The 19,365-nt window shown below is 59.4% G+C and carries 19 protein-coding genes and 2 pseudogenes; 18 read left to right on the plus strand and 3 right to left on the minus strand.

Going from position 1 to position 19,365, the window contains the following annotated elements; genetic code table 11:
* Positions 1-236 precede the first annotated feature (236 nt).
* From ACX82Z_RS22960 to ACX82Z_RS22975, 4 genes are all read left to right on the plus strand, one after another.
* A complete protein-coding gene (locus tag ACX82Z_RS22960) occupies positions 237-548 on the plus strand; it encodes a MarR family transcriptional regulator (RefSeq protein WP_170125235.1) in 312 nt (103 codons plus the stop codon).
* A gap of 806 nt (positions 549-1,354) precedes the next feature.
* A complete protein-coding gene (repC, locus tag ACX82Z_RS22965) occupies positions 1,355-2,707 on the plus strand; it encodes a plasmid replication protein RepC (RefSeq protein ID WP_109614765.1) in 1,353 nt (450 codons plus the stop codon).
* Positions 2,708-2,726: 19 nt separating this feature from the next.
* The gene (locus ACX82Z_RS22970) at positions 2,727-3,236 is read left to right on the plus strand and encodes an RrF2 family transcriptional regulator (protein WP_210205693.1); all 510 of its coding nucleotides are present in this window, start codon (positions 2,727-2,729) and stop codon (positions 3,234-3,236) included.
* A gap of 21 nt (positions 3,237-3,257) precedes the next feature.
* Positions 3,258-3,761: a thermonuclease family protein gene (locus ACX82Z_RS22975; protein WP_146201552.1), complete on the plus strand. Its 504-nt coding sequence runs from the start codon at positions 3,258-3,260 to the stop codon at positions 3,759-3,761.
* A 238-nt stretch (positions 3,762-3,999) separates the two neighbouring features.
* Here the strand turns inward: ACX82Z_RS22975 and ACX82Z_RS22980 are convergent, their stop codons facing one another.
* The gene (locus tag ACX82Z_RS22980) at positions 4,000-4,818 is read right to left on the minus strand and encodes an AbiJ-NTD4 domain-containing protein (protein WP_459912291.1); all 819 of its coding nucleotides are present in this window, start codon (positions 4,816-4,818) and stop codon (positions 4,000-4,002) included.
* A gap of 162 nt (positions 4,819-4,980) precedes the next feature.
* Here ACX82Z_RS22980 and istA point away from each other — a divergent pair, with 162 nt between their 5' ends.
* Both istA and istB read left to right on the plus strand, forming a co-directional pair.
* On the plus strand, positions 4,981-6,492 hold the full coding sequence (gene istA / locus ACX82Z_RS22985; protein ID WP_253126725.1) for an IS21 family transposase: 1,512 nt from the start codon (positions 4,981-4,983) through the stop codon (positions 6,490-6,492).
* 11 nt (positions 6,493-6,503) lie between these two features.
* Positions 6,504-7,247: an IS21-like element helper ATPase IstB gene (istB, locus tag ACX82Z_RS22990; RefSeq protein ID WP_427207147.1), complete on the plus strand. Its 744-nt coding sequence runs from the start codon at positions 6,504-6,506 to the stop codon at positions 7,245-7,247.
* Between the two features lie 267 nt (positions 7,248-7,514).
* Here istB and ACX82Z_RS22995 read toward each other — a convergent pair whose 3' ends face one another.
* Positions 7,515-7,766 carry a hypothetical protein gene (locus ACX82Z_RS22995; RefSeq protein WP_109614769.1) on the minus strand — a complete coding sequence of 84 codons (252 nt, stop codon included), beginning with the start codon at positions 7,764-7,766 and terminating at the stop codon, positions 7,515-7,517.
* 573 nt (positions 7,767-8,339) lie between these two features.
* Between ACX82Z_RS22995 and ACX82Z_RS23000 the strand changes: the two genes are divergently transcribed.
* From ACX82Z_RS23000 to ACX82Z_RS23035, 8 genes and pseudogenes are all read left to right on the plus strand, one after another.
* Entirely contained in the window at positions 8,340-10,265 is a 1,926-nt protein-coding gene (locus tag ACX82Z_RS23000; RefSeq protein ID WP_109614785.1) for a ParB/RepB/Spo0J family partition protein, read from the plus strand.
* A gap of 75 nt (positions 10,266-10,340) precedes the next feature.
* Positions 10,341-10,742, plus strand: a complete 402-nt coding sequence (locus ACX82Z_RS23005; protein ID WP_170125233.1) for a hypothetical protein — start codon at positions 10,341-10,343, stop codon at positions 10,740-10,742.
* A gap of 128 nt (positions 10,743-10,870) precedes the next feature.
* Positions 10,871-11,110, plus strand: a complete 240-nt coding sequence (locus ACX82Z_RS23010; protein ID WP_109614771.1) for a type II toxin-antitoxin system VapB family antitoxin — start codon at positions 10,871-10,873, stop codon at positions 11,108-11,110.
* Positions 11,110-11,541 carry a type II toxin-antitoxin system VapC family toxin gene (locus ACX82Z_RS23015; RefSeq protein WP_109614772.1) on the plus strand — a complete coding sequence of 144 codons (432 nt, stop codon included), beginning with the start codon at positions 11,110-11,112 and terminating at the stop codon, positions 11,539-11,541. The genes ACX82Z_RS23010 and ACX82Z_RS23015 overlap by 1 nt, the downstream gene beginning before the upstream one ends.
* A gap of 190 nt (positions 11,542-11,731) precedes the next feature.
* On the plus strand, positions 11,732-12,205 hold the full coding sequence (locus tag ACX82Z_RS23020) for a hypothetical protein (RefSeq protein ID WP_109614773.1): 474 nt from the start codon (positions 11,732-11,734) through the stop codon (positions 12,203-12,205).
* Between the two features lie 2 nt (positions 12,206-12,207).
* Positions 12,208-12,576: a hypothetical protein gene (locus ACX82Z_RS23025; RefSeq protein ID WP_109614774.1), complete on the plus strand. Its 369-nt coding sequence runs from the start codon at positions 12,208-12,210 to the stop codon at positions 12,574-12,576.
* Between the two features lie 352 nt (positions 12,577-12,928).
* Entirely contained in the window at positions 12,929-13,756 is an 828-nt protein-coding gene (locus ACX82Z_RS23030) for a class I SAM-dependent methyltransferase (protein WP_109614775.1), read from the plus strand.
* 1,014 nt (positions 13,757-14,770) lie between these two features.
* Positions 14,771-15,166: pseudogene (locus ACX82Z_RS23035) on the plus strand (transposase); the annotation flags it as partial.
* Between the two features lie 279 nt (positions 15,167-15,445).
* Here the strand turns inward: ACX82Z_RS23035 and ACX82Z_RS23040 are convergent.
* Positions 15,446-16,489 carry an IS110 family RNA-guided transposase gene (locus ACX82Z_RS23040; protein ID WP_459912221.1) on the minus strand — a complete coding sequence of 348 codons (1,044 nt, stop codon included), beginning with the start codon at positions 16,487-16,489 and terminating at the stop codon, positions 15,446-15,448.
* Positions 16,490-16,549: 60 nt separating this feature from the next.
* On the opposite strand from ACX82Z_RS23040, the pseudogene ACX82Z_RS23045 reads away from it, so the two are divergent.
* From ACX82Z_RS23045 to ACX82Z_RS23060, 4 genes and pseudogenes are all read left to right on the plus strand, one after another.
* A pseudogene (locus ACX82Z_RS23045) lies at positions 16,550-17,371 on the plus strand (IS256 family transposase); the annotation flags it as partial.
* Positions 17,372-17,574: 203 nt separating this feature from the next.
* Positions 17,575-17,784: a trans-acting factor B gene (locus ACX82Z_RS23050; RefSeq protein ID WP_109614777.1), complete on the plus strand. Its 210-nt coding sequence runs from the start codon at positions 17,575-17,577 to the stop codon at positions 17,782-17,784.
* Positions 17,785-18,032: 248 nt separating this feature from the next.
* The gene (locus ACX82Z_RS23055) at positions 18,033-18,716 is read left to right on the plus strand and encodes a ParA family protein (protein WP_109614778.1); all 684 of its coding nucleotides are present in this window, start codon (positions 18,033-18,035) and stop codon (positions 18,714-18,716) included.
* Positions 18,713-19,072 (plus strand): hypothetical protein, encoded by a 360-nt coding sequence (locus tag ACX82Z_RS23060; RefSeq protein WP_109614779.1) that lies wholly within the window; start codon positions 18,713-18,715, stop codon positions 19,070-19,072. The genes ACX82Z_RS23055 and ACX82Z_RS23060 overlap by 4 nt, the downstream gene beginning before the upstream one ends.
* Positions 19,073-19,365: the final 293 nt, after the last annotated feature.

Below are 19,365 nucleotides of genomic sequence, written 5' to 3' on the forward strand. Positions count from 1 at the left end.
AAAGCTACACCACCCCGGGGGACACGATCCCCGGCGACAGAGGAAACATGACTCAGGGTAGCGACTTTTACACGGAATCCGAGAGTATGTGACACAGTTGCACCAGACACGCAGCATCGCCTAGCCGCAAAAATGCGACTAAGGAGAAACAGCCCGCCATCAAAACGATGGCTGGACTTTTCTATATGTGAAAGTTAAAACGGATGCAATCGCACAACCGACTCATTTGGCATCTCGTGAAGCAGATCGTAGAAAACGCCTTTCCGGAGGAAACAGCCGCCTCTCGCTTGCAGCAAGTCGCGGTGCTGTTGACGATCAATGCCCTGCAAAATCAGCCGGAGCCTTTGACCACTCAGCGACTTGGCGAGATCTACGGCCTCAACGCCTCACAGACGCACAAGCTCGTTACCCGGCTGGTCGAGCGCGGCCTGGTCACAAGAGAACAGATTCACAATCGTTTGGGGCGCGGCCATGCGTTTGCACTTCGCCTCGTAGAGACGCCCGAATTGAAGATATTTCGTGATGCAATACTAAATGAGGGAAATTAAATATAGGAACCAATGACTAAGGCGACCGGAGACAATATTATTCAAGGTCCATGGGACCTTTGCTTTTACCAATCGTCAACGTTCCGGCCGGCGCATCTAGCGCGTGACCGTGCAATACTTGTGGACCAACTCGCCGTTACGCTCGCGCTCGCCCGAGCGGCCAACGACTCACTGCCTGTCAAAGTGTCGTTCCTCGTCACGTGCCTGGGCATGGACCACAGTCGTATTCTCTGTGCTCTCGCCCATCTTCTTCAGACCAGCGTAATCGATCGAGACATGATCGATTTTGATTGCACTGGCCTCCTGTCTGATACGCGGGAGGGCCGATGTTAGGAACATCGTTACTGGAATATGACCAAAACGGAGTAGACTTACGATGGCGCAAGAGATTCGCGCCACGGAGGCCTGCCCCGTAAGCGGACGGGGCTAATACCGTTAGCGTACCTGCGGATCGGTCCTCAGTTTCATTTTGTCCCGATCCTCAGAAAAAATATGCGGTCCGCACATTGGGATGATCCCAATCCGCAGATTTTCCTAATCGACTTGGACAGGGTTGCCGCGCCGGAGCGAATCCGGCACAAATACCCAAATCACAATACTGCAAATAAAAGGAAACCGTTTGAACTCAGCCCAGAAAAGATAAAGGCCCCGAAGCCGAAGCGACGGAGCCTATCTTCAAACCCAGGGTCGCCAAACCCCGAGCAGCTTCTGAAACTTGCTCTTGAAGATAGTCTCTCCGGAAAATTTGTCAACCACAAACGCCGCTTTGGCGAACGGGTCTGCTTTGCCCTGCAACAGGAGATCCTATGTCAAATCCAACCGGTTTCCGGGCGATGACGCCTGGAATAAACAATGCGCACACCCTTGCCGAACAATGGGGCACGCAGACCGCCGTTCAGAAAAAACGGGCGGTCCTTGCCTTCAACAAAGCATCATCACTGCTTGGGCTCCATGCCCAGGCGATCCAGCTCATGAACTGCCTCTTGAGCTTCACCCGCGACTGCGATTGGGAAGCAGACAGCCGCCCCTTGGCCTGGCCGGACAATCAACGGCTCATGGACGAACTGAACACGTCCCTGGCTACAGTGAAGCGGACCTTGCGCCGGCTGGCCGAAACTGGCCTGATCACCTTCAAAGATAGTCCATCAGGCCGCCGCGTCGGTCGCCGCAATCCGCATTCCGGCAGGATCGAAGTTGAGCGGAGTTACGGGATCGATCTTGCTCCCTTGGGCATCAGGACTCCGGACCTCGAGGCGATGGCCGAGGCGCAGGAACGCCGTCAGGCTTACACCCGGTCCCTGGCACAGCAATTCACGCGCGATCGGAAGATGCTGACCTCCTATATCGAATCCGGCCTCGCCTACGATCTACCCGGCCCATGGCGCGAGTGCGCCGACGAGCTGGACGAGCTTGCCGTGCTGCGGCGCGGCCGTTGCTCGACCGAACGGCTGGAAGATCTAAGTGAACGCCTCGCAGCCATCCTTGAGCGGGCACGCACGGCCTATGCCGCGGCCGCTGACAAATTCGAAGATCAAGCCGCCCGCCCCACCCCGTCAGGCACAGGGCAAGCGGGTCAGAAAGACATGAATATGAGCCCCTTGGGGTTCACCAGTGAGCCGCACATACAGAATACAACCGAGAGACAAATCCATGATTTGTACAGAAGAGAGCGGCGTTCCGCTAACGCGGAACAACTCGATTTGATCAGCGCCGGCTCTGCCGGCGAAGAGGGCTTAGGAAATAAGCCTGAGCGAGGCGAGACACCAGAGCAACCGACAAAAATCGAAGCAAGGCCGATCGATCCCCCAACTCTGATGGTGCTTTGCCCGGAATTTGGGCAGTGGATAGTTTCCCGAGGGCGCGTTACATGGGACGATATAGTTAATGCCGCTGAAAAAGTGGCGAAACCGAGCTTGCAGATCCCGGATTCGACATGGGCGGCCGCCTGCCGGATGCTTGGCCGTCAAACCGCGGCCGCGGCGGTCGCGTTGATCTACGAGAAACATGAGGATGGACTGATCGATAACCCAGGAGCCTATTTGAACGGGATGTTGTCGAAGGCGGAGGCCGGCCAGCTTCATCTTCCGGCCTCGCTGTTCCATTGGCGGAAGCCGCGAAAAGAACGCCGCGCGCCGTCAACCCCGACATACCGAAACTAAGCGGAGATCCACCATGCAAATGTCGATGCGTTCCGACAACGCAATCAAAATCCTGCTCTATCTGGCCGCGCAGCTCGAGGACCGACTGGTGCCAGTGCCCGAGCTGGCCTTTGCCGTCTCCATTTCACCGTTTTCCATGCAGACCCTCATCAACGACCTGGCGCAAGCGAACCTCGTCCGCACGACTAGAGGCCGCAACGGTGGCGTCAAAGCAGTTCGCGACCTGGCGAATGTCCGCGTGTCGGAAGTGATCGCCGTCGGGGAACAGGAAGCGGGATGGAAATTCACGGAATGCGACAGATCGCCGGACTGTGCGTGCTTTCTCAATGGCCGGTGCTCGCTGCGTAACATGTATCGGCATGTGCAGGAGCAAATCATGGTCATCTTCGAAGGCTACAGCATGGCGCAGTTGCGAAGCGCCGAAACGGATGCCGCAGCGCGTGAACGCGCAGCGTTATTCCGGAATCGGCCGTGTCCCGAGAAAAAAGACGGAATGACAAGGCAGCCAGAAGTGAATGCGATGCCGTAGCATCCGATCAAAGGGCTCCCAATGATGCAGAAACCAAAAATTTGGGCGTTGGCGTTGATCCTGATCGCGGCCGGAGCTGTTCAAGCCGAAGCGCAATCCCGTTCCGGGCTCGTTTCCGTGGCAAATGGCAGCCGGTTCCAGTTGCAAGGTTCGAACCTGTGGGTGCGGCTTTATGGAATCGAAACCTGTGATCTGGAGCAGAGGGCCTTTTTCAACGGCGTCGGCTGGCCGTGCGGGATCGTCGCCGCCGGATGGCTTACGCAGATCACTTTGGGCTATGCAATCAAGTGCATAGACGAAGGTTCGGCCGAGTATGCAACGTTTTATGGCCGGTGCTTTTTGCCGAGCGGTGAGGACATCGCAAAGCTTGCCCTGGAAAAGGGCATGGCGATTGCCAAACGAGTAAATGGCGAGCCGATCGAGGAAAGCTATGGTCTGATCGAAGCCGAGGCCAGGGAGAAGAAAGCTGGTGTTTGGTCTTCAAATTTCCAAAGCGGCGGTAACTTTTACCGGGCTGCTGATTGATTGAGCGACCCTATGTTGGGCAATACCAGAGATTTTCGGGCGCGTTCGGGCCAAGGCCCGACCCGGCTAACCCCGCCCTGAAAGGGCTTACCGAGCCGATTATTCCATGCCTGGGGGCATTCCTAAGTCCTGCCGGCGTCTCCTCCGGAGCCGCCATCATGCCAGGAAAGCCAACCCCCGCCAGTCGATCGTCTCGGCCTTCGGGGGCTATCCGTCGCGCAGACCGATATTGCGTAGGTCAAATCCCCTTGTTCATCCGGAGAAGAGCCTGAATCAGGCTGAAAAGCCGATGGAAGAGATAGTCAATATGTTCGCCCCTTGCGACCTGCTCTTTCTCTTTTTCCGAGTGGCGTATTTGCATGTTGTTGCCTATCCACGTGAGCTCCTTGGCCTCTCTCTCCAAGGCCTCGCGAAGTCGCGGGGAGGATGCTTCGGCTGTGGCGTCGAGGAGAGCGGAGAGCTGTGCCTTCTTGTCTGGTCCTGGACCCAAGGTCTTAAGCCGCTCCCAGGCATCCCATAGTGTTTCCAGCGATTCTCGGCGCACCGCACGGTCAGGGTCAAGAAACTTCCGACGCGCTGTTTCCAGCATGCGGTTCAACTCCGAATCTCCTGTGCGGAAATGTGCCGATTCAAGTTCTTCCCTCAACACAGGGGGCGCGAGACGTTCGATGCTGCCATCTACCTTGAGTTCGTAGGCAAGCCCGTTCCGCCGAAGAATTCGGTTGATGTCCTCTCGAAACTGGCCGCGGCCGGCTCCAACATCGAACCGCAGATGATGGTGTTTGAAATACTCGTGATAGCCGACATGCATAGGCTTTCCGACGCATCGCCAGCAGAATTCGATCGCATCGAGGATATCTAACGTCCTCGGCATTTCAATCGCGTCGTACCAGGCCGGTAACGGGAGTTCCTGAAAATTGGGAATGTCTCCCTGCATTCCCTTCCAAAAGGCATCCGCGTCGGTGCCAATGGGTCCATTACCATCGGGACAGGGATTGGGGTAAGTCGCGCCGAAGGAGCCATCTTCTGCGGATTCCGAGCTGAAGCCGGCCGGCATTCCGATCAATTACCGGCCACCGTTCCGATTTGAAGCCGGCCACGATTCCAATCAATTGTCGGCCGTTTTTCGGCTCTAACGATACCCCCTGGGTCAGCAACTTTGGCATCAAGCCTCCCGGTACACGAGGAGATTTTGATGCCGGCGAAGAGAAGGCTGACCATGAGACAATTACGACAGATGCTCCGGCTTGCCGGAAGCGGAACAAGTAGCCGCGAGATTGCGGTGGTGCTCGGCGTTGCGCGCAGCACCGTGCAGGACAATCTGAAGCGGGCGGCGCTAGCGGGCTTGGCCTGGCCCTTGCCCGGCGAGCTGACCGACGATGCGCTCGAACATCGTCTTTTCGCCCGCGCCGGGGTCAAGCAGGGCCAGCGGCGAAGGCAGGAGCCTGAATGGGCTGAGCTTTCGATCGAGCTGAAGAAGCCGGGCGTGACGCTTCTGATCCTCTGGGAGGAATACCGCAGCGTCCATCCCGACGGTTACGGCTATAGCCGCTTCTGCGAACTGTTTCGCGGTTTCGAGCAACGCCTGTCGCCGACGATGCGCCAGGAACACGCCGCCGGCGACAAGGTCTTCGTCGACTATTCCGGAAAGAAGGTGCCGATCGTCGATCGCAAGACCGGCGAGGTCCGGGAGGCGGAACTGTTCGTTGGCGTGCTCGGCGCGTCGAGCTACACGTTTGCCGAGGCCACCTGGACCCAGACGCTCCCGGACTGGATCGGCTCGCATGTGCGCATGTTCGCCTTCTTCGGTGGCGTGCCCCGGCTGATCGTGCCGGACAACCTGAAGTCCGGCGTCAACCGCGCCAGCTTTCATGATCCCGAGATCAATCGCAGCTACGGCATGATGGCGTCCCACTACGGTGTCGGCGTCCTGCCGGCCCGGCCGCGACGCCCGAAGGACAAGGCCAAGGTCGAGAACGCCGTGCGCTTTGCCCAGAGCTGCATTCTCGGCCGCCTGCGCAAGCAGACCTTCTTCTCGCTTGCCGAGGCCAATGCCGCGATCGCCGAGATGCTCGCGCGCATCAACGATCATGTCATGCGCCGGCTCGGCGTCAGCCGCCGGCATCTCTTCGAGACGGTCGAACGCCCAGCCCTCGCAACCCTTCCCGCAGAGGACTACGAGTTCGCCGAATGGCGCTTGGCGCGGGTCTCGACGGATTATCACGTCGAGTTCAAGAGCTTCTTCTATTCCGTCCCGCACGGCCTCATCCGCCAGCAGGTCGATATCCGTGCCACCGCCCGGATGATCGAGATATTCCACCGTGGCAAGCGCATCGCCGCGCATCAGCGCCGCTATGGGGGGCCGCGCTTTGGCACGGACCCCGATCATATGCCGAGTTCGCATCGGCGCTACGCCGAGTGGACACCGGATCGTTTCCGGCGCTGGGGCGCGTCGATCGGTCCCGAGACCGAAGGCCTGGTCACCGCCATTCTCGCCAGCCGGCCACATCCCGAACAGGGCTTCAGGACATGCCTCGGAGTCCTGCGCCTCTATCGCGATCTTCCCCGCGAGCGCGCCGAGGCTGTGTCGGCGCGTGCCGTCGAGATCGGCGGGCTGACCTGCAAGACCATCACCGCACTCATCGCCACCCACAAGTCCAACAGGCATTCCACCGAACCCGCCGCCGTCATGGAACACGCAAACCTGCGCGGCCCCGGCTACTTTCATTGAGGACCAAGACAATGCTGACCAATCCCACCATCGACATGCTGCGCGAACTCGGCCTCTCCGGCATGGCAAGCGCCTATCACGAACTCGAGGCCCAACCGGAAGTGAGGAGCCTCGAGCATGGCGAATGGCTCGCTCTCCTTCTTGAGCGCGAGGCGACGACGCGCCGCCAGAAGCGCTTCGAGGCGAGAGCCCGTGCCGCCAGGCTCCGCCATGACGCCCAGGTCGAGAACATCGACTTCCGCGCCGCCCGCGGCCTCGACCGCAATCTGTTCCTGAAGCTCGCCGGCTGCGACTGGATCAGGCATCATCACAGTCTCCTGCTGATCGGACCCGCCGGCGTCGGCAAGAGCTGGCTGGCCTGCGCGCTCGGACACAAGGCATGCCGCGAGGACTTCTCCGTCGCCTATCATCGCCTGCCCAGGCTATTCGCCACCCTTGCACTCGCGCGCGGCGACGGCCGCTACCCGAAGGTCCTCAAGGCACTCGCCAGAACCGACCTGCTCATCCTCGACGATTGGGGTCCCGAGAAGCTCAACGACGAGCAGCGCCGCGATCTCCTCGAGATCATCGAAGATCGCTATGAGAAGCGATCCACCATCGTCACCAGCCAGGTGCCCATCGATCATTGGTACGACATGATCGGCAATCCGACACTCGCCGACGCCATCCTCGATCGCCTCGTCCACAGCGCCTACCGCATTGAACTCAGCGGCGAGAGCCTGCGAAAGCAGCGCCACACTCCATCCGCCGCTTGACCGCACGACAAACAGGAGCCATTCAAAACAACGACCCAGGGGAGCATCGACTGGCCGGCTTCAAATCGGAATGCTGGCCGGAATGAAATCGGAACAGGTGGCCGGCTTCGTTTCGGAATCAATGGCCGGCTTCATCGGAATACGCAATCTTCAATTCGTGCGGCGATGAGTGCCCCAATACCGCCCCACGCCCCTTCGCCAATTTCCCCCTTTTCCCGAGGGCGCTCACCTTCTTCTTTTTCGCTGAAATAGTTCACGGCCCAACCTTTATTCGTCCTTGGGGGTTTTGCCGAAGGCATATCCCATTGCGCCGGCGATCAGTGTTGCCGCCTCTCCGGTGAGAGCGCCATTTAGCGCGAGGATTCCAACAATCGGAACTGCAATGGTGAGCACCGTATAGCGGATGAACTGCCACCCAATTCCTTTGGCCTTGTCCTGGGGATTTCCCCGGCGATTAAGATAGCCGACAATCAACACGCCCGGAACTACCGAGGCCAATATCACCGAAACCCATGTCATGACTTTCCCCTCCCGCTTCTAGCCGAATATACACGAGTTTCATTTTGTGACCGCCTCGACTTTAGGTTTCCGGTCGGTTCTTCGAGTTGGCCGTCTTCACAGCTTCGAGCCGATTAGCCCACGAGGTATTGTGGCCGCCCAGGGCGGCCTCTTTTTGATCCTTTAGAGGGGAAAGAGGGTCGCTGCCCCCTCTCCCCTGCAAGCCGAAAACCGGCATCCCCCATCCTTCCCTCACTCCCTGGCGCCGGCCGAGACCGGCCCCCATCCATTCGGTGCAGGACGCGCCGCGGATCTTGCTGACGCGGATCCGCATGCGCGCCCCTTCGGGGTGGGTGGTCCCCCCTGCCCGTTTGTCGGCTTGCCCCCCTCTCCCCCGCTGTTCCGCACGAGCTCGGGAGCAGGAGCGGGGCTCCTGCCCCTTCGGGCAGGAAAGCCGCTTCGCGGGAAAACGGGAAAAGGAGAAACCCCATGAAACTCATCTTCGAGGCCGCAGGCCTTACCGCGTTCTTGGCCGCCGCCATGACGCTCGCCATCGCATTCGCCGCTTAACCCTTGCATATCGGAGACACCATCATGACCACCACCAACGAGACGATCACCATCCCCTTGAACAAGCTGGACGTGGACCCCCTGAACGTCCGCAAGACCCATAGTGCTGAAGGCATCAAGGAGCTTGCCGCAACCATCCGAGCAGACGGCTACAGGCTGTTGCAGAACATCGTCGTGAGGAAAGGTGACAAGAAGGGTCGCTATTTCGTGACGGCTGGCGGTCGCCGCCGCGCCGCTCTGCTGTTGCTTGCCGAGGCGGGCGAGATCGCGAAGGACTTTCCCGTTGAATGCAGGGAGCGAGAGGCCGAGGACGCTACGGCGATCAGCTTGACCGAGAACCTGCACGAGGCCATGCACCCGGCCGACCAGTTCGAGGCGTTCAAGGCGATGGCCGATCAGGGAAAACCTGTTGCCGACATAGCCGCCCGCTTTGGCACGACCGAAATCATCGTCAACCGCCGCCTCGCGTTGGCGAAGGTCTCGCCCGTTCTCATGGCCGCATATCGTGCCGAGGAACTGAGCTTCGAGCAGCTTGCCGCCTTCACTATCAGCGATGACCACGCCCGACAGGAGGAAGTGTGGAACGGGTTGCAATCTTGGGATCGCAGCGCTCACACGATCAAGCGCCAACTGACCGCCGAGGAAGTGCCCGGAACCGATAAGCGCGTTGCCTTCATTGGTGGTCTTGCCGCCTACGAAGCAGCGGGAGGCCCGGTTCGCCGCGACCTGTTCACTGAGGCGGGCGGCTATGCATGTGACTCCGGCTTGCTGGAAACGCTGGTGCTGGCCAAGCTGGAATCTCTGGCCGAGCCGGTAAAGGCGGAGGGCTGGAAATGGGTGGAGTTTGCCGCCAAGCAGCCCGATAATCTTTATCAGTTGGGCCGCGTGTATCCGCAGAAGGTGGAATTGAGCGAGGCCGATCAGGCAAAGCTCGACCAGCTTTCCGAAGAATACGACAGCCTTGCCGAGTTGATCGAGGCGGGAGCTGCTGACGAGGACGCCGAACCCCGGCTTGCCGAGGTGGAAAAGCAGATCGACGCCTTGCGGGACGCCGAGGAAACCTATCAGGCCGAGAACTTGGCAAAGTCCGGAGCGATCCTGACCCTCGATTATCACGGGCGGCTGGCCATCCATCGCGGATTGGTCCGGGACGAGGACCGGGACGCCCAGGGTGAGCCCGGCGAGGGTGAAGGCGATGACATCGAGGCCACCGGGGAAACGGCATCGAAGGGAGCCAAGCTCACCCATTCGGCTACTCTGATCGAGGATTTGACCGCACAGAAAACCGCAGCGCTGCGCGTCGAACTGGCGAACAACCCCGATATCGCTCTTGTCGCCGTGGTTCATGCCATGCTGCTGCGCGTGGCCTATGGTTCCGGGCTTGTGTCCGAGCAAAGCGCCCTGCAGATCAGCTTGACCCATGAGCGGCTTGAGGGATCGATGAAGCGCCCCGACGACAACCGGGCGCTGGCAGCGTGGGAGAGCATCAAGGAGAACTACGGCCACAAGATCACCGGCAACCCCGCCGATCTTTGGGAATGGTGCCTCGACCAGTCCCGCGAGGAACTGCTGAACCTGCTGGCCTTTGCCGCCGCTCACACCGTCAACGCCGTAGAAGCGAAATATACCGGCGACAGAAAGAAGGCTTTTATCCATGCCGACCAGATCGGGCAGGCCCTCAACGTCGATATGCGCGATTATTTCACGCCGACCGCCGAGAGCTATTTCAGCCATCTGAACCGGCAGAGCATCGAGGCCGCAGTTGCCGAGGTTCGCGGCGCTGATTTCGCCAGCGGTGTTTCCGCGATGAAAAAGGCCGAAGCCGCCGCCTACGCCGAAAAGGCCGTCAAGGATAGCGGATGGCTCCCCGCCCATATCCGCATTCCCCCGGCCACCCCGGACGAGGCCGAGAGCGCCGAAATCCACCCGTTCCCCGTGGCGGCTGAATAACCAGCCGTCATTCCCCCCGGCCGCGCTTTCTCCGGCGCGGCCGGTCCCCTTTTCAGCCTCGGAATGAGAGAACCAATGTCAGACCTTCGCCCCCTCACAAACGAAGAACATGCCGCCGTGCTCGAATACGCGCTTGCCCATGGCGCGGACTGGAAAGACGAACTCAACACCGACTGGATGAACGCACGGACGACCGGAATCCTGCAAGCGCTGCGCAACTCGCACGGCCCGTCATGGCTTGCCGATTATTCTCTGGCTGACTGGCCGCGCTCGCTGTTCAGCGCAGAAACGACCCTTGCCCATACCCCCAGCCCGAGGCTTGCGGCGCTGGCGTGCCGCAAGCTCATCCTCGCTTACGTGGACAATCCCGAGCAGGTCAGGTGGGAAGACGTTCAGGACGCCTTGGCCGTCGCCATCGAGGCGTTTGGCTTGCCGGTGAATTTCATCGAAATGGCAAGGGCCGTGGCTCCCGATTGAGGGGAGGCCCGCGCCCCCTCCCCTCAAGCTCCCCTTCCCGCCTCAGCCTCGCCCGTGTCGGGCGGGGTTTTACATTGCGAGGATATGTAAAAGAGGATATTATAATATCCTTGAAAGGATATGCTGCTATGCCGCTCTACATCAAAGACCCCGAGGTGGACAAACTCACCGAGGAACTTGTCGGATTGACGAACTCCACGAAGGTCGAGGCTGTCAAGGCCGCGCTCATCCATGAGATCGCACAGCGCAGGGCCAGTCTGCCCATGCGCAAGCGACTTGCCAAGTCTCTTGAAATGGCGCGGGCCATCGGCCCTTTCGCGCCGGGAGATCACAAAGCCGAAACCGATGAAATGTGGGGCGAGGACTGATGCTGTTTGTTGATGCGTCGGTTGTCGTCGCCATTCTCGCCCAGGAGCCGGATGGCACCGAGCAGATGGACCGATTAGAGCAGGACGGAGGCCCGTTCTTCATGTCGGCCATCGTTCGTATGGAAGCCACGCTTTCTCTGACACGGCGGCTGGCCGAGGCCACCGGCAAGGACAAGCCCGCGACACCGGAAATGTTCGAGAAGGCCCGTCGCCTGGTCGATCAGTTCGCCGTCGATCTCGCAGCTCGTGAAACCATGATCAGCGGCGACGTGGGCAACAAGGCCCTCGATGCGGCGCAGCGCTATGGCAAGATCGTCAATCATCCGGCCAAGCTCAACATGGGCGATTGCTTCGCCTATGCCTGCGCCAAGGCGTATCGGTTGCGGCTCGCCTACAAGGGCGACGATTTCACCGAAACCGATCTGGCTTGATAGCGGCAGGTCTTTCACCGGTTCCCGAACCCCGCCGCGTTCACGCGGGGTTTCCTCACGCCAAAGGATCAGCATTCCCGAAAATGCAGGCGCCAGAATAGCTTGCAGCCAATTTTCGCCCTATAGTCGTGATGCAGCTTGAGACTTCCAAGATGGAGCAGAAGCGCAGCACCGAGCGAGAGGAAGGCAAATGGAACAGCTATTTTGGACACTCGCCTATGGCCTCGGCGTCATCGGCGCTTGCCTGTTCGCCCTGATGACCTTTCAGCACTATTCTTCCAAATATGCGGGATACAGGTTTTTCACGACCCGCAGGCTGTTCGGCCTCAGCCTGATCGCCGCGCTTTTTCACGGTGCCATCTATCTCGACACCGAGACGGATCATCTTGCAGATTGGCCCTGGGCGATGGAAGCGATGATCGCAGTCGCTGGCATCCTCGCACTCTACATCGTCGTCAAGAGCATCTGGCATGCCGGATTTGTTTGGGCTTTGGCCGGAACCAGCCTGCAATTCACCCTGCTCTATTTCCTTGGCCCTCTGCTGGCGATCATGCCGCCAGTGATCGCCTTCTATGCAGTGTTCAAAGATTCCGGGGTGAGGTTCCGACCCTTCGCTGGCACTGCGCAGCAAACGACAGTCTATATCAACCAGACCACCTATTGAGCATGTCCGAAATCATCGAATTTGAAGGCGAGCGGTTCCGTGTTCGCCGCCGCCCCGGTGTCATAACGCGGTTGCGTGCAATTCTTGTCATGCGCGCCTACCACAAGGCCGAGCGGCCATATACTCGTCTCATCCGTGAGTTTGAGGCCCTTGAGGGCCAGCGAGAGGCAATGCTGAACAAGTTATCCAGCTTGACCCTTGCAGGCGCAGACAAAAGCGAGAAACAGTATTGCATGCGCGAACTGTTCCGGATCAACGAGCGTTTTGGCGACCTTGCCGCGCCTTGGGTGAAGGCGGAGGCCAAGATGATTGCGGCCCGCAAGGCGGTTGATCGGGTGCTTGCAACAGTCGGATTCGAACCCGCATCTTGAGCTGAAACTGATTGTCAAGGTGGCCGCCCAGGGCGGCCTCTTTTTGATCCTTTAGAGGGGAAAGAGGGTCGCTGCCCCCTCTCCCCTGCAAGCCGAAAACCGGCATCCCCCATCCTTCCCTCACTCCCTGGCGCCGGCCGAGACCGGCCCCCATCCATTCGGTGCAGGACGCGCCGCGGATCTTGCTGACGCGGATCCGCATGCGCGCCCCTTCGGGGTGGGTGGTCCCCCCTGCCCGTTTGTCGGCTTGCCCCCCTCTCCCCCGCTGTTCCGCACGAGCTCGGGAGCAGGAGCGGGGCTCCTGCCCCTTCGGGCAGGAAAGCCGCTTCGCGGGAAAAGGAGATTCAGGACCATGGCAAAACTCACGCGGGCGCAGCGAAAAGCCCATGACGAGGCAGAGGCGATCTTGACGAAGGACAGGCTCACCGACGACGAGCGGGAATTTGTGTTTCGGCATTGGCACGAAGGCGCGAACCACATCAACGGCGCGTCGGGAGCGTTCTTTACCCCCTTCGACCTTGCCGGTGATTTCGCCCTCGACGGAACTGGCGGGCGTGTCGTCGACCTTTGCGCCGGTATCGGCGTGCTCAGCTATTTCATCTATCATCGTGCAGCCTATTGCGGCAGAACCCCGGATATGACCTGCGTCGAGATCAACCCGCGATATTGCGAGGTTGGCCGCAAGCTGTTGCCGGAGGCCAGGTGGATCAATGCCGATGTGTTCGACTGGCGCGAACTCGATCTAGGCCGTTTCGATATGGCTATTGGCAATCCGCCATTCGGCAAGGTCAAACGCCATGGCAACGGCCCGCGCTATCGCGGCCCGGATTTTGAGTTTCATGTGATCGATATTGCCGCTGAGCTTGCCGATCATGGCGCGTTCATCATTCCGCAGCAGTCCGCCAGCTTCCAGTATTCCGGACGCCCCTATTACGAGCGCCGCAATTCAGGCCGTGGCGCCGAGTTTTCCAAGGCGACAGGCTTTGAAATGGACGCAGGAGTCGGAATCGACACCTCGATTTTCCGCGACCAATGGAAAGATACCTCGATCATTTGCGAGATCGCCTGTTTCGATTTTGCCGAGGCGCGCGCCCGCAAGGCCGATGAGATCGAGCGGATTGAGGCGAAGCCCATGCCGCAGATTTCCCGCCAACCCGCCGAACAGTTGGCCTTGCTATGAGCAGGGCCAAGGAAAGCCGGACAATCCGGCACGTCGAGGTGTTCGATACGCCCTCGAATATGGGCGGATCATTCACGGTCTCAATCGTCAGGGAGCTTGACGCGGAGCGCGTCGAGGTCCGCGTCTGGTATGGCCACCCGACGCCGATGGGGCTGGGAGCCGTGGAAGGAATGGGACGGCTACAGGTTCGAAACCAGCCGTGCCGCCCTTCGCAACGCTCGCAAAATGGCATTATACAGGGAACGCTAATCAGATTTGAGGGCGGAAGCAGCAAGGCGCGGAGCAGCCCGCGCCGATCGGGGAGGATAGGCCACCCCGGCCGAGGCGACGGCCTCGCCCTCAAAAGGAGGTAACGATATGTGGCTTTTGCCCATGACCGTTACCCTAGAAATGAAAAGAACCCGGACGAGCTGGCTACTCCGAATCCGGGTTCAATTCTTAATCTCGGAAAGGGGGCGTCGGGGAAACCCGGCGTCCCACTCCTGAGAGCCTATATAGTCCTTTTCCCTGCAAATTCCAAGCCGCCCACCAGCCGACAGGCGCATCGAGCGCCCACCGACTGGTACGAGGGGAGCCCCTAAAGCCCCTCCCCTCGCGCTCCCCGCCCCACGCAAAGAAAATGCCTCCCGCCGGTCAGCATCAAGATCAGCCGGTTTTGTCATGCGAGGAAGGTTGTCGGCCATTTTCATCACGAATCGCACCGTGATCCGGGGGGAAGCCGATCGCCACGCCGTCACGCCCCCTGCCCGCTTTTCCGATCAGCTTCTTTCGCCCTGTGCAACATCGGTGCGACGCACCGGTGCTGGTCTACTTCGCAGTGCCAAATGCTGAATTTCGGATGGTCTGCTGCGCGAATTTAGGATCGTGTCCCGGCGAGTGGTGTAGCTGGGTGATAGCGAAGCCGCTCGCGAGTGCACCCTCCAAGGTGCTGTAGGGAGCGGGCGGCGTAGCGGTGGTCACCAGTGTTTTCCGGTAGGGTCGGGTTGCTTAGAGCCAACCTGAGGGACACCACCGATGACCGAAGATATGATGAACCTGCGCTCGCTCGTTGAGAAGAGCGCTGATGCCGATTTGCTCCGGGAGATGATCGGCTTCGCTGCCGAGAAGCTGATGGCGCTGGAGGTCAGCACGAAGACTGGCGCGGGCTATGGCGAGAAGAATAGCTTCCGACTGGCCCAGCGCAACGGCTATCGCGACCGGGACTGGGAGACACGGGCGGGCACCGTTGAGCTGCGCATTCCAAAGCTTCGCACCGGCAGCTACTTCCCGAGCTTCCTGGAGCCGCGCCGCATGGCCGAGAAGGCTCTGACGGCGGTCATTCAGGAGGCCTACATCCAGGGCGTATCGACCCGATCCGTTGATGATCTTGTAAAAGCCATGGGCATGTCGGGCATCTCCAAGAGCCATATGTGGACGGCCCCCTCTTTGCAAGAATTCCTATGATGGTTTTGATCGGATCGCTTGCGTTCATATGTCCGGCCTGTTGTTGCGCTCGCACATGAACGCTGGCCAAGATGGTTTCCGCGACGTGGGGTCCAAACAGGTATTCGACCAGGTTGGCCATTGGCTCTTACGGAGTATCCCGCGTCTTGGATCGATCGATCACACCATCTCCTCGTTTCCTGCAAGTTCACGCGTCAGAGCAACACGGCGGCTTCTATCGTCAGTTCACCATGGCTGCCTGGTCTCTTATGCTGCGGTTGCCAACTTTGTTGTCCCATCGTCTCGGCGGTAGACCTCACCAGTCACCATCAACTTCCAGGCAATCCGGGCAATCTTATTGGCCAGCGCGACAGCGACCAGTTTAGGGGCCTTGCGCTTGAGTAATTCCGTGAGCCATGGCGAAGCATTCCTTCCGCGTCCCACTCTCACATGCCGAAGCAATGACGTCGCGCCCACTACCAAGGTTTTGCGCAATACCTCGTCTCCGGCCCTCGTAATAATACCGAGCCTGACCTTGCCCGCAGTGGAATGGTCCTTGGGCGTTAATCCCATCCAGGCGGCAAATTGTCTGCCAGATGCAAACAATTCTGGCGCCGGTGCTTTCATCACCAGGAGTGCTGCACCAATCGGCCCGACACCTGGGATTTTTGCGAGACGGCGGCAGCATTCATTGTTCCTGTACCAAGCCATCAGCTTTCCCTCCAGTTCCTTGCGCCGCTCATTCAACTGCACAAACTCAACTGCTAGTGATGCAAATAGGTCTCGTGCCAGATCAGGGATTGCGTCATCGATCCTGATGCGTTCCAGAAGCAGCGGAATATGAGACATACCTTTGGCGGCGGTCAGCCCAAACTCGGCTGCATATCCGCGAATACTATTCGCAAGCTGCGTCTGTGCGGCAACAACACGTTCTCGTAGGCCAACCAGCATCAGTGCAGCTTGCTGATCAACCGACTTGACTGGAACGAATCGCATTGTCGGGCGGCTCATTGCCTCACAGAGCGCTTCCGCATCAGCTGCATCATTCTTGCCGCGCTTGACATAGGGCTTCACCAGTTGGGGTGGGATCAGTTTGACTTCATGCCCGAGCGCTGACAGTAATCTGGCCCAATGGTTTGAAGCAGCACAGGCCTCGATCGCGATTATGGTGGGTGGGCATTCCGTAAAGAAATCAACCATTTCCCTACGCCGCATCTTCTTGCGCAGGATTGGCTGCTCAGCAGCGTTGACGCCATGCAATTGAAAGACGTGCTTTGACGTATCCATGCCAATACGGATAATCTTTTCCACGGACGGCTCCTCTTTGAGTTTACAACGACTCACCCTGGCACGTTTCGATGCCGTTTTAGGGGCCGTCCACCCCAACAGGTATCCCGGCTCTGCGAGGAGATCGACGAGAAGGTGAAGGCCTTCCTCGACAGGCCCATCGAAGGGGAATGGCCCTACCTTTGGATCGATGCGACCTACCTCAAGGTCCGGCGCGGCGGGCGCATCGTCTCCGTCGCCGTCATCATCGCCGTCGGCGTCAACACCGACGGTCGACGCGAGGTGCTCGGTATGGAGATCGGCACATCCGAGGCCGAGGCGATCTGGACAGAGTTCCTGCGTAAGCTGACAAGGCGGGGTCTGCGTGGCGTCAAGCTCGTCGTCTCTGACGCACATGAAGGCATAAAAGCCGCCGTCTCCAAGGTTCTCTCGGCCACCTGGCAGCGCTGCAGGGTTCACTTCATGCGCAATGCGCTCGCCCATGCCGGAAAGAGCGGACGCCGTGTTGTCTCCGCCTTCATCGCCACGGCCTTTGCCCAGGACACGTCAGAGGCTGCAAGTACCCAATGGCGTAACGTCGCCGACCAGATCAGGCCGAAGGTGCCCAAACTCGCCAGTCTCATGGACAGTGCCGAGCAAGACGTGCTCGCCTACATGACCTTTCCCAAGCAGCATTGGGCCAAGCTTCACAGCACCAATCCAATCGAACGCCTCAACGGCGAAATCAAGCGGCGCACCGAGGTCGTCGGCATCTTCCCCAACGACGACGCCATAGTCAGACTGGTCGGTGCCTTGCTCCTGGAGCAGAATGACGAATGGGCCGTCCAGCGGTCCCGCTACATGACACTTGAGACAATCGCCACGATGAGCGATGATCCGCTCATCAGCCTGCCAGCCGCAAGCTGATCCATTCCCGGCTCTATCCGGAAGGCACGGCGACCGCCAAAGCTACACCACGCCTTGGGACACGATCGAATTTAGCGGCTGGCCTGCCTTGGCAACCCTTCGGGTTCTCCACTTCGTTGCGACCGCTGCGCGGTGCAAAGGCAGGCCGGCCGCCGCTCTATCTGCTTCGCACCACACGAAATCATCATTTTAGGAGAACTGCTATGAAACAGACCATCACCTACCTCCGCCTTACCGGTCGCCAAATTGTCGGCTTCATCAAGAAGCTGATCGGAAAAGCTAAACATCAGGGCACGCTCAAAATTGGCGTAACAATCGGCTTCCCCCCTCTTTTCGCGATCACTTTGAGTTATGACGCGAAATTCGACGGTCGAGCCGACAACGACAACAAGAAGGTCGCCAAAACCGGCTGATCTTCAGCCGCTCCCTTCGGGGGGCTTTTCCTTGCTCCCTTGGCGTTTTCCAACGCTAACCGGTTCTAATAAGGAACCCGGTTCTTATCGAGTTCTGAGCAGGAACCGGGTTCCTTGTTGGTTCCTTCTGGCCATGTGGTGACCATATGGACGGTTTATGGTAGATGGGAACCCGCCTCGAAGTCACTTTATAGTAACTTCTGTCCTGTAAAGAACCGGCAAGGAACTCAGAACCGGAAGGAGTAGCAATGCCCGTTATCGTCCTTTGCTCGACAAAAGGGGGCGTTGGAAAATCAACGACCGCTCTCGTCCTGGCCCAAGTCTATGCCGCTGCAGGATCTTCTGTGACGCTTATCGACGCCGATCCCAACCAGCCCCTCGCGACCTGGGCGAGCCGGTTTGGAGATTCGGTTCCGAAACAGCTCGAGGTGATGGGCGGCATCAACGAGGAATCGATCGTTGATGCGATCGATACCGCCGCTGAGAAATGCCCGTTCGTAATCGTTGACCTGGAGGGATCAGCCAACCTCACGGCCAGCTATGCAATCAGCCGCGCCGACCTGGTGCTAATTCCAATGCGCGGCAAGCAGCTCGACGCCGATCAGGCGGGCAGGGTGATTGCCCTTATCGAGCGTGAGAGCAAAGCCTTCCGGCGCAAGATCGACTATCGCGTGGTCTTTTCCATGACCACGGCATTGCAGAGCAGGGAGCAACGCCACATTCGGACGACGCTCGAAGAAAAGGGCATCCCGATCCTGCCGGCGTCGATGATGGAGCGGGCCGCATTCAGTGCCATGTTCCAGCTCGGCGGAACGATCTTCGATCTATCCGAGGAGGACGTGTCCAATCCCAGGACGGCACAGGAGAATGCTCAGCAGTTGGCAACAGCAGTCATTGAGACCCTTCGAGAACAGGAGACGGCAGCAGCATGACCAAGGAACGTGTCTCCCTAGACCTGCCTGATGTTACGGGATTCAAGCCGCGCGCAAAAGTTCCGGAATCCGATCAAGCAGAGATAAAACAGGTAGCTGAACGCGCTGGCTTTACCGCCCGGCATTCCGCTCAGCCCGCCACTCCGCCGAAGGCTCCGGCATCCGAGGCACCATTCGACGCCCGCAGCCTTCGCCGTTCCAACCGAACGGCCAAGCTCAACATTGCGACCAGTGAGGATACCCGCCGCCGCTTTTGGGAGTTGGCGCAGCGCATGGGTATCTCCGCAGGCGAGGACGTCCTGATCTCCATGATGGATGCCTATGAGCGTGAAGACGGTAGGGCAGGGGGCCGATAGGGCAACCGATCGCCCAAGCATACAACGATGCACCGGCAAGGAGAAATCCCGGCCGTGACAGCGCAACGGGATACGGCGGGCCGTCGCGGTATCCCCCTTTGCCTCTGCCTTGCTTTCTAGGACGGATGGCTGACAGGGCGCGCGATTTCCGCAGCATCGCCGCCCTAACAATTTCCCCGGCCTTCGGCCTTCCTCGCGAAGCAAATTCTTAGGGCTTTGATGCCCTCCATTGCATTGCGGCCCTTCGGGTGCAGCCCCCGCTTTGTCGCCCTGTCTCTTGAGCCCCCGTCAGC

It is taken from the genome of Aliihoeflea sp. PC F10.4, assembly GCF_054612275.1.